This window comes from Streptomyces sp. NBC_01485 (genome assembly GCF_036227125.1).
Lineage (GTDB): Bacteria > Actinomycetota > Actinomycetes > Streptomycetales > Streptomycetaceae > Streptomyces.
Window position 1 is genome coordinate 8,367,335 of sequence record NZ_CP109435.1, and the last position, 15,569, is coordinate 8,382,903.

Genomic DNA, 15,569 nt, shown 5'->3' on the forward strand with positions numbered 1-15,569 from the left:
AACAATTGGACGTCGCGTCAACGGACTCGGTAGGGACTCGACAGCGGACTCGGCAGGGGACCGGGTGGCGGACTCGGCGCACCGAGGGGGCGCGTGACCGCAACCGCACCACCCCCACCTGCCGTCGCACCACCTGTATCAGACGGCCGACTCGCGGCTCTTGCTGACGACCACCGGCCGTAGGGGGAGGACACGCCATGGCACCACAGCGATTCCACGAGCAGTTCGACCAGATCCAACGCGCCCTGCCCGACGTCCCGTTGGCGATGGGGCCGGACGACTCCGCCGAGTTCATCTACGAGAAGGGAGTCGTCCTCGCCCGCGACGGCGAGGAGGCCCAGGTCGTCGAGGACGCCGTCCGCTCGCACTTCACCGCGACCGAGGGCCTGGTCCCGGACCACGTGCGCCGGGCGGGCCCGCAGACCAACCGCTCCGGGATCACCCGCATCCACGTCGGCGACCCGGGGGAGGGCGGCCGCGGCGCCGACCACACCGTCGCGGGGGCCCTGCGCGCGCTCCGGGAGGCGGAGGGGCGCGCGGGCCGCCGCCTGGTCAGCCGCAACCACGTGGTGTCGATCGCGGTCAACGCCTGCCCCGGCGACGAGCCGGTGCCCGCCCCGCGCACCGAGCCGCCCAACCCCTCCGCGGCGCAGGCGGCCCGTACCGTCGACGGCACCGGCGCCGTCGGTGTGCTCGTCATCGACACCGGACTGACCCACGACTACCGCTCCTACCCGCTGCTGGCCCACACCGGGGGCGACGCCCAGGTCAGGGAGACCGACGACGACGGGATCCTCCAGCAGTACGTCGGCCACGGCACGTTCATCGCCGGGCTCGTCGCGGCCGTCGCCCCCGACACCGACGTCACCGTGCGCAACACCCTCCACGACTGCGGCGCGATCCTGGAGTCCGAGTTCGGCGAGAGGCTCTTCGACGCCGTCGAGAGCGGCTGGCCCGACATCATCAGCCTCTCCGCAGGCACCTCCAACGGCCGCGTCGACGGCCTGCTCGGCGCGGCCGCGTTCATGGATCAACTCCGCGCGCACGACACCCTGTTGGTCGCCGCCGCCGGCAACAACGCCAGCGCCGCGCCCTTCTGGCCGGCCGCCTACGCCACCCTGCCCGACTACGCCGACGCGGTGCTGTCGGTGGGCGCGCTGCGCGGTGACGGAGCGTTCGGCGCATGCTTCAGCAACCACGGCCCCTGGGTGCGGGTGTACGCCCCCGGCGAGCGCCTCACCAGCGCCCTCACCGGCTTCGACACCCCCGTCCCGTACGTCTACCAGCACTCCACCTACGACGCCTGCCGCTACGGCTTCACCTACGCCTGCACCTGCCGATCCCCGCGCCACACCGGTGTGTTGAGCGAGGCGCAGCAGGTCACGCCGGGCAAGCCGGACCAGGTGATGTTCGAGGGGCTGGCCGCCTGGAGCGGGACGTCCTTCGCAACTCCCCTGGTGGCAGCGCTCGTTGCCGCCTACATGACCACACACCAGGAGACCGATCCACGTGCCGCCGCCCGCCGACTGCTCGCCGAGAACACCGAGTTCGCGGAGGTGCGCGGGGCGCACGTCCCGGCCCTCCTTCCGCCCACCTGGCGCCCGGTGCAGGTCGGTCCGGCGTGAGGGCGTCATGAGGTCTGAGGCGAACCCCGCCACGGCGTACGATGACAGGCCGTACACGAGGGGTGGGACCGTGGACCGTACTGATGTCGGCGCGCTCGTCCAGTCCGCCGTCGACGGGGACGCGGCGGCCTGGAAAGCGCTGGTGGACGGGTTGAGCCCGTTGGTCTGGTCCGTGGTGCGCGCACACCGGCTCTCCGACGCCGACGGGCACGAGGTGTACCAGACCGTATGGTTCCGCTTCGCCCAGCACCTCGGCCGGATCCGCGAGCCGCACAAGGCGGGTTCCTGGCTCGCGAGCACCGCGCGCAACGAGTGCCTGAAGGTGATCAAGGCCTTGCGGCGACTGACGCCGACCGACGATCCCCAACTGCTCGACCGGGCCAGCGAGGACCGCACCCCGGAGCAGTCGGTGCTGGACTCGGAGGAGGCGGCCGCGCAGAGCGAGCGCGTCCGGTTCCTGTGGCAGGAGTTCGAGGCGCTCGGCGAGCGCTGCCGGCAACTGCTGCGGGTGCTGATCGCCTCGCCGCCGCCCAGCTACCAGGAGGTGTCGGCGGCACTGGGCATCGCCGTCGGCAGCATCGGACCGATGCGCCAGCGATGCCTGCGCCGGCTGCGCGCCCGACTCGACGCACGGGGAGCACGGTGACCGACATGGACAACGCGAACGGCATGGGTAACACGAACGGCATGGGTAACACGAACCACTTGAACGACGGCGAGCGCGACGACATCTTCGGCGAAGTCCCCTTCGTCGACGAGGAGTTGGACCACGACCGGCTGGAGGAGGAACTCCGCCAGGCCGCCGCCATCCTGGACCCGGTGCCGGCCGAACTGCGGCGGTCCGCCATCGAGGCCTACGCGCTGCACGACCTGGACGCGCGGATCGCCGAGCTGACGTTCGACTCGCTGGTCGACGCCATCCCGGTGCGCGGCGCGGGGGACGTGCCGCGGATGCTGACCTTCCACACCGGCGGGCTGACGGTCGACGTCGAGGTGACCGGGGAAGGGCTCATGGGCCAGTTGCTGCCGCCCCAGTCGGCCTCGATCGAGGTCCTGCACGGCCCCCGCGCGACCGCCGCCCTCACCGCCGACGACATGGGCCGCTTCGCCTGCGACGCACCCCCCACCGGCCCGTTCGCCCTGCGCCTGCGGACCGGCGGGGAGGTGGTCGTCACGGAGTGGCTGCGCACCTGAGACCTTGCCAGGTCCCTGCCAGGTGACGGGCAGGCTCTGCGGTACCCGGATCGTGGTCTTCATCCGACGTTCATATGCAACCCGCGTCACGACGCATTCATTCTGATGAACCGATCATCAGCAGCTCGGCGGCATGTCGTTCCTCGTCGGTGGTCGTGAACCTAGAGGAACTCTTCGTGTACGAACGAGTCATCTCCAGAATCTCGATCGTGTAGTCCTCCAGAATCTGCTCCCTCCCGACAACCTGTACCGCGCGGTGCTCGGGGTCGTGGTACCAGGCGTCCATCGCCTCGGCCGTCTCGAAGTAGGCAATCGCCAGTTCACGCCCATCGGGTACGTCGAACTTGTGCAGGGCCACGAACCCGGGCATCGACGAGGCACGCTCGAACATTCGCATGCCGATCGACGCGTATTTCTCGTTCTGCCATTCGGGCCGAACCTTTGCCCAGAACATTGCCACGTACATCAGAACTCCCTTGCGGCGTTCTACACCGGAGCGTTCTTCGGGTTTGCCTGAAGATTCGGCAACGCTCGCCAGGTGATGTCACCGTGACGAGAAATGGATCAATGCCGACCACGGAATCCGGCTGCGGATGATCACCTGGGGTGGTTTGCAGGACCTTCGAAGACCCGGTTCGTACCCCAGCGGTCACATCGAGTGAGGCTCGGGTTTGGATCGACGAGCCACGGCTACGGATTCCCAGGATACCCGCGAACCGAGTGGCAGCGCTTTTCGAGGTCCGCCCAAGACGTCGCTCGCGTACCGGTACAACCGGTCAGGCCCCCGTTTCGCGAGCCGTCATTGCCACGCGCCGAGAAGTGCCGTGCGAACCACCAGATCGGGGCGGTTCGCACTGATGCGAAAGGCCGCGTCCGCCTCGTGCCATCCGAAGCGATGCGTGATGACCGTTTCCGGATCGACCACGCCGTCTGCCACCAGTCGCACCGCTTCCGGGTACTGTCCTGGTCCTCCTTTCACACCGACCAGGGACAGTTCCTTCAGCAGAACGCTGGGCGGCGCGATGGAGTGGGGTGCCCGGCCGACCACCGCCACCACGGAACCGGGTGTCGCCAGTTCGTCCGCCAGCGCGACGCCGGCCGGCGCGGCCGAGGTCTCGACGACCAGCCGCGGGCCGTCGCCAAGGTTGACCGGCTCGGCCGGATGCACGTCCAGGCCGACCGTGGCGGCGAGGTCGCGCCGTGTCACCTGCGGCTCGAAAAGGTGGGGCACATAGCCGTGGTGGCGTAGCACCACACCGAGCAGGATGCCCAGCGGCCCACCGCCGACGACCGCGCAGGGAACCGGCTCCGTCGGCAACAGCGGCGACACCCGCTCAAGCAGGTGAAGCGCGACCGCGACCGGTTCCAGAACGGTGGCCGCGAGATCGGACACCGAATCGGGCAACGGCACGAGGAGCCGGGCCGGAACGCACACGTACTCTGCCAGCAGACCTGGTCCCAGCATGCCCAGGTAGCCCCCGTCGGGGCACAGTTGCACCGCGCCTCGCGTGCAGTCGGCGCACTTTCCGCAGTGGGCGACGGGGTCGACGGTCACGCGCTGGCCGACAGCCACGCCGGTCACTCCGTCTCCCCTGGCCGCCACGACAGCGGCCCCGTCATGGCCGACCACGTGGGGATAGTCGGCCGCCCTGCCCCCGTACATGTGCAGGTCCGTGCCGCACAGACCCAGCGCGCGCATCGCCACGACCACCTCACCGGCCGCCGGCTCGGGCACCGGACGCCTGGTGGGCGCGAACACGTGTGGTTCGACCAGTTCCATGACCGTGCCGCCGGGCCGCACACTCGGCTCAGGCATCAGACACCCCCGCGCTTCACGGGGGCGCTGCCCCTGCCGGGATCGGATGCGCTCCTGAGCACGGTGAGGCGCCGCAGGAACAGGGGGCCTGTCGCGGCTGGAGGAAATTCGCCCGGCGCGTGAGGGAATCCGTACCGTCGGATTTTTTCGAACATGCCCGACTCCTTTCCTGGCTTGCGCGGCCCGTCAGCTGGGAAGGGGCAGTTGCGCCCAGATGGTCTTCCCTGTGCGCGTATGGCGACTGCCCCAGCGTTCCGAGAGCTGCGCGACGATGAGAAGGCCACGGCCGCCTTCGTCGAACACCCGGGCGCGGCGCAGGTGGGGAGCGGCGATGCTGGCGTCGGAGACTTCGCAGATGAGGGTGGTGTCACGAATCAGCCGGAGCCGGATCGGGGGACTTCCGTAGCGGATGGCGTTCGTGACGAGTTCGCTGACGACGAGCTCGGTCGTGAAGGCGTCGCCGCCCAGGTGCCACGCCGCCAGCTGGTCGCTGGCCAGGGCGCGAGCCTGGACGACGACCGAGGATTCGGCGGGGAGATACCAGGAGGCCACGTGCTCGGCGTCCAGGGCATGGGTCCGCGCCAGGAGGAGCGCGGCGTCGTCGGTACGGCCATCGGGCATCAGGGTGCGCAGCGCGCGGTCGCACGTTTTCTCCAGATCGCGGCCCGGGCCGGCGAGGACGTCGTGGAGCAGGTCGCATCCCTCGTCCATGTCGCGGCCAGCGGCTTCGATGAGACCGTCGGTGTAGAGGGCCAGGACGCTTCCCTCCGGCAGCTCGAACTCGGCGACCTCGAAGGGCAGGCCGCCCAGACCCAGGGGTGGTCCGGCCGGCAGGTCGAGGAACTCGACCTTGCCGTCCGGGGTGGCCAGGGCCGGCAGCGGGTGACCGGCCCTGGCCATGGTGCATCGGCAGGAGGAGGGGTCGTACACCGCGTACAGGCAGGTGGCGCCCACCTCGCCGTGGCTCCCTTCAGCCTCCGCGCGATCCAGCCGCAGCACGAGGTCGTCGAGCCGGGTGAGCAGCTCGTCAGGGGCCAGGTCGACGTCGGCCAGGGTGCGTACGGCCGTGCACAGCCGGCCCATGGTGGCGGCGGCCTCGATGCCGTGGCCGACCACGTCTCCCACCACCAGTGCCACCCGCTGCCCGGACAGCGGGATGACGTCGAACCAGTCACCGCCGACGCCGGTGCCCGCGTCGGCGGGCAGGTACCGGGAAGCCACCTCCACGGCGGCCTGCCCGGGCATCCGGTGGGGGAGGAGGGTGCCTTGCAGGACAAGCGCGGTCGCCCGCTCGCGGGCGTAGCGGCGGGCGTTGTCGACGCATACCGCCGCGCGGGCCGCGAGCTCCTCGGCCAGCAGCAGGTCGCTGTCGTCGAAGTAGTCGGGCGTGCGGTGGCGACAGAAGACCGCCAGCCCGAGAGTGACCCCGCGAGCCCGCAGCGGCACCAGCATCAACGAGTGGATGCCGTGCTTCCGGATGCTGTGGGCTCGTTCGGGACGCCCCTCGGCCCAGTCACGTATGGCGGCGTTGTCGACACGATGGCTTATCGCCCGACCGGCCGACAGGGCGCGGCCCGGCGGTGAGTCGGCGTGGTAGGTGTGTATCCCTCCGATCGGAACCACCGACTCGGGGCAGCCTGGCAGCACCGACCGCTGGGCGGCTCGACTGAAGACCAGAGGGGCGCCGGGCAGGCGGGTCTCCGTCTCCTCGCCGCGCAGGACGCTGTCGAGCAGGTCCACGATCACGAAGTCGGCGAAATGGTCCATACCGACTTCCGCGAGCTCATCGGCCGTACGGGTCAGATCCAGGGTGGTGCCGATCCGCAGTCCGGCCTCGTTCAGAATGCTCAGCCGTTGACGGGCTCGGTACTGCTCCGTCATGTCCATGATCGCCATGGACATGCCCCACGTGCGCCCCACCTCGTCCTTGACCGGGCAGAGAGAGGTGAGCCAGGCGCGCTCGAGGGCTTCGCCCGGGGCTCGCAGACGCACTTCGCGAGTCACGGGCACACCGGCGCGCGTGACCTGCTCCTCGACCTCGCCGATGTCGTCGAGCGCGGCGACCAGGTACCCCGGCAACGTCTCGGCGACCGTCCTGCCGACCAGGTCCCGCTGCGGTTCGCCCAGGCTGTGCGCCATGGCCGCGTTGACGGCCGACGCCCGCCCCTGGCGGTCGAAGAGGGCTATCGGAAGCGGAAGCTGATCCAGGGCCCATTGCTTGAGCATCGCGATGTCCGGCACGTCGCGGGCGTCCGTACGCGGCTCGCCGGGCGATTCGGCCGGGGTGGCCACGAGTACCCAGAGCGCGTCTCCAGCGGCGCCCAGCAGGGAGCCTGCCGCGAGCTCCAGCTCTACGCGGTGGCCGTCCCGGTGCCGCACGGCGATCCGGCCGCTCCAGTCCGTTCGCCCGGCGCAGTGGAGCCGGGCAGTCGCCGGAAGAGGGGCGGCGAGCAGGTCCGTCGCCGTTCGGCCGACCAACTCCATCGGGTCGTATCCGACCACCAGCCCGGCGGCCGGGCTGCACGCGATCACCACGCCGCCGGCGCCCACCATGATCGAGGCGGCCCCGTCGGGCACCGAGCGCATCTTGGCAGGTGGGGGGAACGGCATGGCGATGTTCTTGTCCACCTGCGTTCATCTCCCTCCCTGCCGCGAGCGCGCCCGCGGCACCCGCTCGCCGTGATCGTAGGAGTTCCAGAGGAAAGTAATAGAAATACCCTATTTCACGACACGCACTTTCACGCTACTACAGAGCTGCTCAACCCGCCGTTGCCCTATGACGTCGTCAGGGGAGAGCACCGCCGCGGACGACCTCGTCGCCGGTTGGCCGGACCAGGCCCAGCCCTCGCCGTGCGACAGCCGGATCCGGGTCGGGGCGACGGGCGGGCGAGCTCTCCCGCATCAGCCCTGGCGGGACCGGTTCGCAGTCCGTCCCGCCCAGGCCGAGCGGGGCCGGTCCCGCACCGGGCCTCGGCCGCCTGTCGCGCGAGAGTGCTCCAGCCGGAGGTCAGCCGGTGACGGCGGTCACGAGGGACGCCAGTGCCGAGGCGAGCCGGGTGAGCCCCGGACCGGGCGGACCGCCCGGCTCCGTCATGTACGTGTCCCGCCGGATCTCCACCATCAGCGCGCTCACCCGCGGGTCGTTCCCGTAGTACTCCAGAGGTACGTACGTCCCGGAGAACGGGCTGTCGAGCCCGGTCTCCCCGACCGCCGACCCGAACGCCTCCCGCGCGGCGGCGAGCAGCTCGGGCGGGGTGTGGAAGGCGTCGGTGCCCAGACAGACCGGCGGCCGCGCCCCCGCGCCGTGCAGCTCGTAGGGCAGCGGCTCGCGGGGGTAGGAGTGCACATCGACGACGACGGCCCGCCCGACCGCCGACAGCCGCTCGGCGACGGCGTCGGTCATCGCCTGCGCGTACGGCCGGAAGTACCGCGCGACCAGCGGCTCGGGGTCGGTCTCCGCGGGCCGCAGCACCGAGCGATGCGTGGTCCGCGTGTACACGGCGCCCATGCCGACGGCCCGCATCTCCTCCCGCTCGTCCGGGAACCGCTCCGGATCGACGACCAGCCGCGACAGCCGGTTCACGAACCGCCAGGGCCTGACGGCCGTCAGCCGGGCCGCCTCCTCGGCGAGCCGCGCGGTGTGCGAGTCGGTGATGTGGTCCAGCTCCCGCTCCAGCGCCCCGTCGTCCAGCACGATGCCCGCCCGGACCTCGGCCGGTATCTCCCGCGCCGAGTGCGGCACATGCAGGATCACCGGTGAGTCGGCGGCGCCGGGCAGGAACTCGAAGGGCGGTGCGGCAGGGGGCATCGGGCTGCTCCGGGGGCGTTGTCAGTGGTGTGGTGCATGATCAAGGTGCCACATCGACACATAGGGGAAGGGCGGGGAGCGGCATGGCTGTCGGCGACCAGCAGGTGACCGGGCGCGAGTTTCTCAAGGTGCTGTATCGGGACGACTACTACCCCGATGCGGTGCTGGATCGCGGCAAGGATGTTCTGCTGCGCCTGTGCGCGCGCATCGAGGCCGAGCGGCCCGTCGGCCTTGCCGCGCTGTATGTGCTGACCCAGGCTGCCACCGGGGAGTTCAACGACCTGCAGGAGGCTTTTGAGGAGGCCGGCAGTGATATCGAGACGGTGGCGCGTGAGGCGATAGCCGAGGACTTCTGGTTCGTCGCCCAGGCGTACGGGTTCGCTGACGCGGACGTGGAGGAGCTGATCGCCACGCGGGAGTGGTGAGGAGGAGGCCGTGGGGTTTTCGCCCCCGCCGCCCCTACCCGTTCCCATCCCGTCCCTGGGGGCTGCGCCCCCAGATCCCCGCTTCGGCGCTTGAGGGGCCTCGTCCTCAAGCTCCCCCAGAGGGGGGTACCCCCAACGGGCTGGAAGCAGCCGGTCTGCGTCGAGAAAGGCGCCCCCTTGCCTGGAAGGCAGACACCCGGCCGGTGTTTTGAGGCCGGACATGCCTCCGCCCCGGCCGGGTGGTGTGCCGGTCGGGGCGGAAGGGGTGGTTCAGGTGGGGTCAGACCAGGGACGACAGGGTCTCGGTCCAGGTCGTCGACGGGCGCATGACCGCCGCCGCCTTGGCCGGGTCGGGCTGGTAGTAGCCGCCGATGTCGGCCGGCTTGCCCTGGACGGAGAGGAGTTCGGACAGGATCTTCTCCTCGTTCGCGGAGAGCGACTCGGCGAGCGGGGCGAAGGCCTTGGCCAGGTCCGCGTCGTCGGTCTGCGCCGCCAGCTCCTGCGCCCAGTACAGGGAGAGGAAGAAGTGGCTGCCGCGGTTGTCGATGCCGCCGACGCGACGGGTCGGGGACTTGTCCTCGTTGAGGAAGGTCGCCGTGGCGCGGTCGAGGGTGTCGGCGAGGACCTGTGCGCGGGTGTTGCCGGTGAACGTCGCGTACTGCTCCAGGGAGGGGACCAGCGCGAAGAACTCACCGAGCGAGTCCCAGCGCAGGTAGTTCTCCTTGACGAGCTGCTGGACGTGCTTCGGGGCGGAGCCGCCGGCGCCCGTCTCGAACAGGCCGCCGCCCGCCATCAGCGGGACGACCGACAGCATCTTGGCGCTGGTGCCCAGCTCCAGGATGGGGAAGAGGTCGGTCAGGTAGTCACGCAGGACGTTGCCGGTGACGGAGATCGTGTTCTCGCCGCGGCGGATGCGCTCCACCGACAGCTTGGTCGCCTCGACGGGGGCGAGGACGCGGATGTCCAGGCCCTCGGTGTCGTGCTCCGGCAGGTACGCGTTGACCTTGGCGATCAACTGGGCGTCGTGCGCGCGGGTCTCGTCCAGCCAGAACACGGCCGGGTCGCCGGTCGCGCGGGCGCGGGTGACGGCGAGCTTGACCCAGTCGCGGATCGGCGCGTCCTTGGTCTGGCAGGCGCGGAAGATGTCGCCGGCGGCGACCGCCTGCTCGATGACCACGTTGCCGGCCTGGTCGACCAGACGGACCGTGCCGGCCGCCTTGATCTCGAAGGTCTTGTCGTGGGAGCCGTACTCCTCGGCCTTCTGCGCCATCAGACCGACGTTCGGGACGGAGCCCATGGTCGACGGGTCGTAGGCGCCGTTGGCGCGGCAGTCCTCGATCACGGCCTGGTAGACGCCCGAGTAGGAGGAGTCGGGCAGGACGGCGAGGGTGTCGGCCTCCTGGCCGTCCGGGCCCCACATGTGGCCGGAGGTGCGGATCATGGCCGGCATCGAGGCGTCGACGATGACGTCGGACGGCACGTGCAGGTTGGTGATGCCCTTGTCGGAGTCGACCATCGCCAGCGCCGGACCCTCGGCGATCTCCGCCTCGAAGGACGCCTTGACCGCGTCGCCCTCGGGGAGGGACTCGAGGCCCTTGAGGATGCCGCCGAGGCCGTCGTTGGGGGACAGACCGGCCGCGGCCAGCGTCGCGCCGTACTGCTCGAAGGTCTTCGGGAAGAACGCGCGGACCACGTGACCGAAGACGATCGGGTCGGAGACCTTCATCATCGTGGCCTTGAGGTGCACCGAGAACAGGACGTCCTCGGCCTTGGCGCGGGCGATCTGCGCGGTCAGGAACTCGCGCAGCTCGGCCACGTGCAGCACGGACGCGTCGACGACCTCGTCCGCGAGGACGGGTACGGACTCGCGCAGCACGGTGGTGGCGCCGTCCTCGGCGACCAGCTCGATCTTCAGCGAGCCGGCCTCGGAGATCACCGCGGACTTCTCGGTGGAGCGGAAGTCGTTCTCGCCCATCGTCGCCACAGCGGTCTTGGACTCCGACGACCAGGCGCCCATGCGGTGCGGGTGGGTCTCGGCGTACTTCTTGACCGACGCGGGGGCGCGGCGGTCGGAGTTGCCCTCACGCAGGACCGGGTTGACCGCGGAGCCCTTGATCTTGTCGTAGCGGGCCTGGATCTCCCGCTCCTCGTCGGTCTTCGGGTCGTCCGGGTAGGCCGGCAGCGCGTAGCCCTGCGCCTGGAGCTCGGCGACCGCGGCCTTGAGCTGCGGGATCGACGCCGAGACGTTCGGCAGCTTGATGATGTTGGCCTCGGGCGTCTTGGCCAGCTCGCCGAGCTCGCTCAGCGCGTCCGGGATGCGCTGGTCCTCGGTCAGGTACTCCGGGAACACGGCGATGATGCGCCCGGCCAGCGAGATGTCCCGCGTCTCCACGGAGACACCGGCCTGCGCGGCGTACGCCTGGACCACCGGCAGGAAGGAATACGTCGCCAGGGCCGGGGCCTCGTCAGTGTGCGTATAGATGATGGTCGAGTCAGTCACCGGTGCTCCGCTCCACGTCTGCAACATTGCTCGACATCAAGATATCTCGTGCCCGGCGTCGACTCGACAGCGGACCGCGCCCCAGCGCCCGACGCGTGAACCGGGCGCCTGAACCGGGTGCGTGAAGAAGTACCGCTCTCGTGCAACCGCCGCGGCCCGACCGGTGGTCATGGATGGTGATTGACCACTGAACGACCACTGATCGCCCACACATCCGGCGGCCGGACCGACCACCCGGCCGCCCGAGCGGAAGCGGACCATGAGATATCGCAGCAGAGTGACGGCCCCGGCGGCCGTCCTGACCGGCACGGCAGCCGTCCTGACCGGGGGAAACGCGGCCTACGCGGGCACGAAGGACGCGGACGCGAAGGGTACGGAGGGTGAGGGCACGAAGGACGGTGGCGTTCCGGCGCCCGAGACCCTCGGCGACCCCGTCTTCCCGGCCCTCGGCAACGACGGCTACCGCGTCGGCGCCTACCACCTCGACTTCTCCTACGACCCCACGACCGCCCTCGTCGACGCCACGGCGACCCTGGAACTGCGCACCACCCAGGCCCTCACCCGCCTCTCGCTGGACTCCCTCGGCCTGGACATCCACACGGTCCGCGTCGACGGCCGCACGGCCGCCTTCGAGCAGGTGGACGAGAAACTGCGGATCACCCCCGCCCGGCGCCTGTCCGCCCGGACCCGGGTCACCGTCTGCGTGACGTACACGGCGGACCCGCGCCGTACGCTCCCGCACACCGCGTGGGTGCCCACGGCGGACGGGTTCGCCGTCTGCCCCCAGCCGGACTCGGCGCACACCGTCTTCCCGTGCAACGACCACCCGTCGGACAAGGCGGACTTCACCTGCCGCATCACCGTCCCGGCCGGTCTGCGCGGCGTCGCGAGCGGCGCGCTCGTGCGCACCGAGCACCTGGCCGGCGACCGGACCGCGTACACCTACCGCTCCCGCTCGCCGATCGCCACCGAACTGGTGCAGATCACGGTCGGCGACTATGTCGTGAAGAAGCGCCGGGGACCGCACGGACTGAACCTGCGGGACGTCGTCCCGACCGCGCGGGCCGAGGCGCTGGAGCCCGCGCTCGCCCTCACCCCGGGCCTGGTCGGGTGGATCGAGGAGCGGCTCGGCGCCTACCCGTTCGAGACGTACGGACTGCTGCCCTGCAACTCCGACGCCCCGAACGCCTTCGACTTCACGGGCCTGGAGACCCAGACCCTCACCCTCTACAAGCCGAACTTCCTCCTCCAGGCGGAGCCGAAGATCGGCTCGCACATGATGCACGAGCTGGTCCACTCCTACTTCGGCAACAGCGTCAGCCCCGCCACCTGGGCCGACCTGTGGCTCAACGAGGGCCACGCCGACTTCTACGGGCTGCTCTACCGCTACGAGCGCGGCTGGCCGGACTCCCTGGGCCTGACCACCTTCGAGGCCCGGATGAAGGACACCTACGCGCGCGGCGACCAGTGGCGCAGGTCCTCAGGCCCGGTCGCCGCGCCGAACGCCGTCAACCTCTTCGACAGCCAGCGCTACGTGGGCGGCGTCCTCGTCCTGTACGCGCTGCGGCAACTGATCGGCGAGGACGCCTTCCACGCGGTCGAGCGCGCCTTCCTGGCCCGCTTCCGCAACTCCTCGGCGTCGACCGAGGACTACATCGCCGTCGCCTGCCGGGTCTCCGGCCGCCAGGACGTGTCCGGCTTCCTGCGGGACTGGCTGTACGGCACGACGACACCGAGGATGCCCGGCCATCCGGACTGGACGGTCACCCCGGTACCGCCGTCCCTCACCGCCCCGCCCCGGCGCGCGCCCGGGCGTTGGCACGAGAACTCGGCCACCCTGTAGGGCGGGTGTCAGTCGTGCAGGGCGGGCGACACCTCGCCCTGCACGGCGTCCTCGCCCGTGCGCTGCTGCGGGATGACCACCGCGCCCTGCTGCAACGCCACGGTCCGCGTCGGCGCCGGGATCCGGATGCCCTCCGCGCGGTAGCGGCGGTGCAGCCGCTTCACGAACTCGTGCTTGATCCGGTACTGGTCGCTGAACTCGCCGACGCCCAGGATCACCGTGAAACCGATCCGCGAGTCGCCGAACGTGTGGAAGCGGATGGCGGGTTCGTGGTCCGGAAGAGCGCCCTCGACACCCTTCATGACCTCCTCGACGACCTCCAGGGTCACCTGCTCCACATGCTCCAGATCACTGTCGTAGGCCACGCCCACCTGCACCAGGATCGTCAACTGCTGCTCGGGACGCATGTAGTTGGTCATGTTCGTCTTCGCGAGCTGCCCGTTGGGGATGACGACGAGGTTGTTGGAGAGCGCGCGCACGGTCGTCTGACGCCAGTTGATGTCCTCGACGTAGCCCTCCTCGCCGCTGCTCAGCTTGATGTAGTCGCCGGGCTGGACGGTCTTGGAGGCGAGGATGTGGATGCCCGCGAAGAGGTTCGCGAGGGTGTCCTGCAGGGCGAGCGCGACGGCCAGACCGCCGACGCCCAGGGCCGTGAGCATCGGGGCTATCGAGATGCCCAGGCTCTGCAGCGCCACCAGGAAGCCGATGGCCAGGACCAGGACCCGGGTGATGTTCACGAAGATCGTGGCCGATCCCGCGACCCCGGGACGGGAGGCGGTGACCGACTGCATCAGCCCGGCGACCACCCGCGCCGCCGACACCGTCACCACGAAGATCAGCAGGACGGTCAGAGACTGGTTGACGGTGTGCTGGACCGCCTTCGTCAGCGGCAGCACCGCCGCCGCGGCAGCCGCGCCGCCCGCGATCGCCGCCCACGGCACCACGGTGCGCAGCGCGTCCACGACGACGTCGTCGCCGCTCCACCTCGTGCGCTTGGCGTGCTTCGCCAGCCAGCGCAGCAGCGTGCGCGACAGGAAGGCCGTCAACAGACCGGTGGCCAGGGCGATTCCGGCGAGGACCCCGTCGTCCAGGGTCAGCGTGCGGTTCACCGGTCACCTCCGGGAAGTCGCTGCGCGGCACACGGGGCCGCCGACGGCCGGATGTGAAGTCTCGTCACAATGCCACCTGTTCGTTGTCACCTGTACGGTTCCGGGACGCACGGTCGCGTCATGAAGGCCGCCCGGCACGACCGACCGTCCATCCTGCCGTATCCCGTAAGGGAGTTCGTACCGGACCGGGCGCGGTCGGACGACCTCCGGTCTCAGATCACCTTCCACCGCACCAGCGCGCCCAGCGTCAACGCCCCCGGCAGCAGCGGCAGCCAGACGGTGATGATCCGGAAGGCCAGCACGACGGCCGTGGCGAGCGCGACCGGGCCGCCCGCCGCGACGAGCGCCAGCACCAGCGCCGCCTCCACCGAGCCGATCCCGCCCGGCGTCGGCACCAGCGCGACCGCCACCGTCGCCGCCAGATACGCGACCGCGACGTGCGCCACCGGCACCGGCAGCCCCAGCGCCCGCCCCACCGCGGCGAACCCGGCCGCCTGGAGCACCGGGAACGCCAGCGAACCGCCCCACAGGGCCAGCGCCCGCGCCGGCCGGGAGTGCACCGAGCGCGCCTCGCCGAGCGCCGTGCGCAGGAACGAGCACACCGCCGACCGCAGCCGCCCTACGAGGACGAGCACACCCGTCGCCACGAGCGCCGCCACCCCGAGCGCGCCCAGCAGCGGGCCGAGCACCCCGTCGGGCAGCAGGGAACCGAGCCGCAGCGCGTCCGGGAAGACGAGCAGCAGCACGGCCAGCAGACCCACCCGCGCCACGCCCTCGGCCAGCAGATACAGCGCGAGTGCCGCCGACGAGCGGGCCAGCGGCACCCCGCACACGGCCATGAACCGCAGATTGACCGCGCTCGCGCCGAGGCCCGTCGGCAGCAGGTGGTTGGCCGCGCCCGCCGCGAACTGTGTGGCCAGCAGCCGCCGCCCGGGCAGCCGCTCCACGACCGCGCCCTGCCGGGTGACGGCCGCCGCGACCCACGTCAGACACGTCGCCCCGACCGCGGCCAGCAGCCAGGGCCACTCGGCGCTCCGCAACTGGGCGAAGCCCTCGGCGAGGACGGACCGGTGCCGCACCGCGACCACGGTGACGAGCAGGAGCGGAAGCAGACACAGGACCTGGCGCACCGGCACCCGCCGGACCGGCCTGACTGGAGGAACGGAAACCGCTGTCACACTCGAAGAGCCTCCCCGCACGGCGCCAACGGCGGGTTGCGGAAGCGGGGCCGGAACATTACGTACGGTCA

At 70.8% G+C, this 15,569-nt stretch carries 12 protein-coding genes; 5 read left to right on the top strand and 7 right to left on the bottom strand.

Annotated elements, in window-relative coordinates; genetic code table 11:
• Nucleotides 1-197: 197 nt before the first annotated feature.
• The 3 genes from OG352_RS36635 to OG352_RS36645 are packed head-to-tail and all read left to right on the top strand — an operon-like array spanning nucleotide 198 to nucleotide 2,819.
• On the top strand, nucleotides 198-1,625 hold the full coding sequence (locus OG352_RS36635) for a S8/S53 family peptidase (protein WP_329222835.1): 1,428 nt from the start codon (nucleotides 198-200) through the stop codon (nucleotides 1,623-1,625).
• Nucleotides 1,626-1,632: 7 nt separating this feature from the next.
• Complete coding sequence (locus OG352_RS36640) at nucleotides 1,633-2,271, top strand: RNA polymerase sigma factor (protein WP_443072436.1); 639 nt, start codon at nucleotides 1,633-1,635, stop codon at nucleotides 2,269-2,271.
• A 5-nt stretch (nucleotides 2,272-2,276) separates the two neighbouring features.
• On the top strand, nucleotides 2,277-2,819 hold the full coding sequence (locus tag OG352_RS36645) for a hypothetical protein (RefSeq protein WP_329222838.1): 543 nt from the start codon (nucleotides 2,277-2,279) through the stop codon (nucleotides 2,817-2,819).
• 97 nt (nucleotides 2,820-2,916) lie between these two features.
• On the opposite strand, the gene OG352_RS36650 is transcribed toward OG352_RS36645, so the two are convergent.
• From OG352_RS36650 to OG352_RS36665, 4 genes are all read right to left on the bottom strand, one after another.
• Entirely contained in the window at nucleotides 2,917-3,285 is a 369-nt protein-coding gene (locus OG352_RS36650; protein ID WP_329222840.1) for an antibiotic biosynthesis monooxygenase family protein, read from the bottom strand.
• 333 nt (nucleotides 3,286-3,618) lie between these two features.
• A complete protein-coding gene (locus tag OG352_RS36655; protein WP_329222842.1) occupies nucleotides 3,619-4,599 on the bottom strand; it encodes a zinc-dependent alcohol dehydrogenase in 981 nt (326 codons plus the stop codon).
• Between the two features lie 222 nt (nucleotides 4,600-4,821).
• Complete coding sequence (locus OG352_RS36660) at nucleotides 4,822-7,221, bottom strand: SpoIIE family protein phosphatase (RefSeq protein WP_443072526.1); 2,400 nt, start codon at nucleotides 7,219-7,221, stop codon at nucleotides 4,822-4,824.
• 421 nt (nucleotides 7,222-7,642) lie between these two features.
• On the bottom strand, nucleotides 7,643-8,443 hold the full coding sequence (locus OG352_RS36665) for an N-formylglutamate amidohydrolase (RefSeq protein WP_329222845.1): 801 nt from the start codon (nucleotides 8,441-8,443) through the stop codon (nucleotides 7,643-7,645).
• Nucleotides 8,444-8,526: 83 nt separating this feature from the next.
• On the opposite strand from OG352_RS36665, the gene OG352_RS36670 reads away from it, so the two are divergent.
• Nucleotides 8,527-8,868, top strand: a complete 342-nt coding sequence (locus OG352_RS36670) for a DUF5713 family protein (RefSeq protein ID WP_329222846.1) — start codon at nucleotides 8,527-8,529, stop codon at nucleotides 8,866-8,868.
• A 280-nt stretch (nucleotides 8,869-9,148) separates the two neighbouring features.
• On the opposite strand, the gene OG352_RS36675 is transcribed toward OG352_RS36670, so the two are convergent.
• Nucleotides 9,149-11,368 (bottom strand): NADP-dependent isocitrate dehydrogenase, encoded by a 2,220-nt coding sequence (locus OG352_RS36675; RefSeq protein WP_329222847.1) that lies wholly within the window; start codon nucleotides 11,366-11,368, stop codon nucleotides 9,149-9,151.
• 259 nt (nucleotides 11,369-11,627) lie between these two features.
• Here OG352_RS36675 and OG352_RS36680 point away from each other — a divergent pair, with 259 nt between their 5' ends.
• Nucleotides 11,628-13,211: a M1 family metallopeptidase gene (locus tag OG352_RS36680; protein WP_329222848.1), complete on the top strand. Its 1,584-nt coding sequence runs from the start codon at nucleotides 11,628-11,630 to the stop codon at nucleotides 13,209-13,211.
• An 8-nt stretch (nucleotides 13,212-13,219) separates the two neighbouring features.
• Here the strand turns inward: OG352_RS36680 and OG352_RS36685 are convergent, their stop codons facing one another.
• Together OG352_RS36685 and OG352_RS36690 are read right to left on the bottom strand one after the other, a co-directional pair.
• Nucleotides 13,220-14,320 carry a mechanosensitive ion channel family protein gene (locus OG352_RS36685; protein WP_329222849.1) on the bottom strand — a complete coding sequence of 367 codons (1,101 nt, stop codon included), beginning with the start codon at nucleotides 14,318-14,320 and terminating at the stop codon, nucleotides 13,220-13,222.
• Nucleotides 14,321-14,532: 212 nt separating this feature from the next.
• Nucleotides 14,533-15,498, bottom strand: a complete 966-nt coding sequence (locus tag OG352_RS36690; protein ID WP_329222850.1) for a lysylphosphatidylglycerol synthase transmembrane domain-containing protein — start codon at nucleotides 15,496-15,498, stop codon at nucleotides 14,533-14,535.
• Nucleotides 15,499-15,569 lie beyond the last annotated feature (71 nt).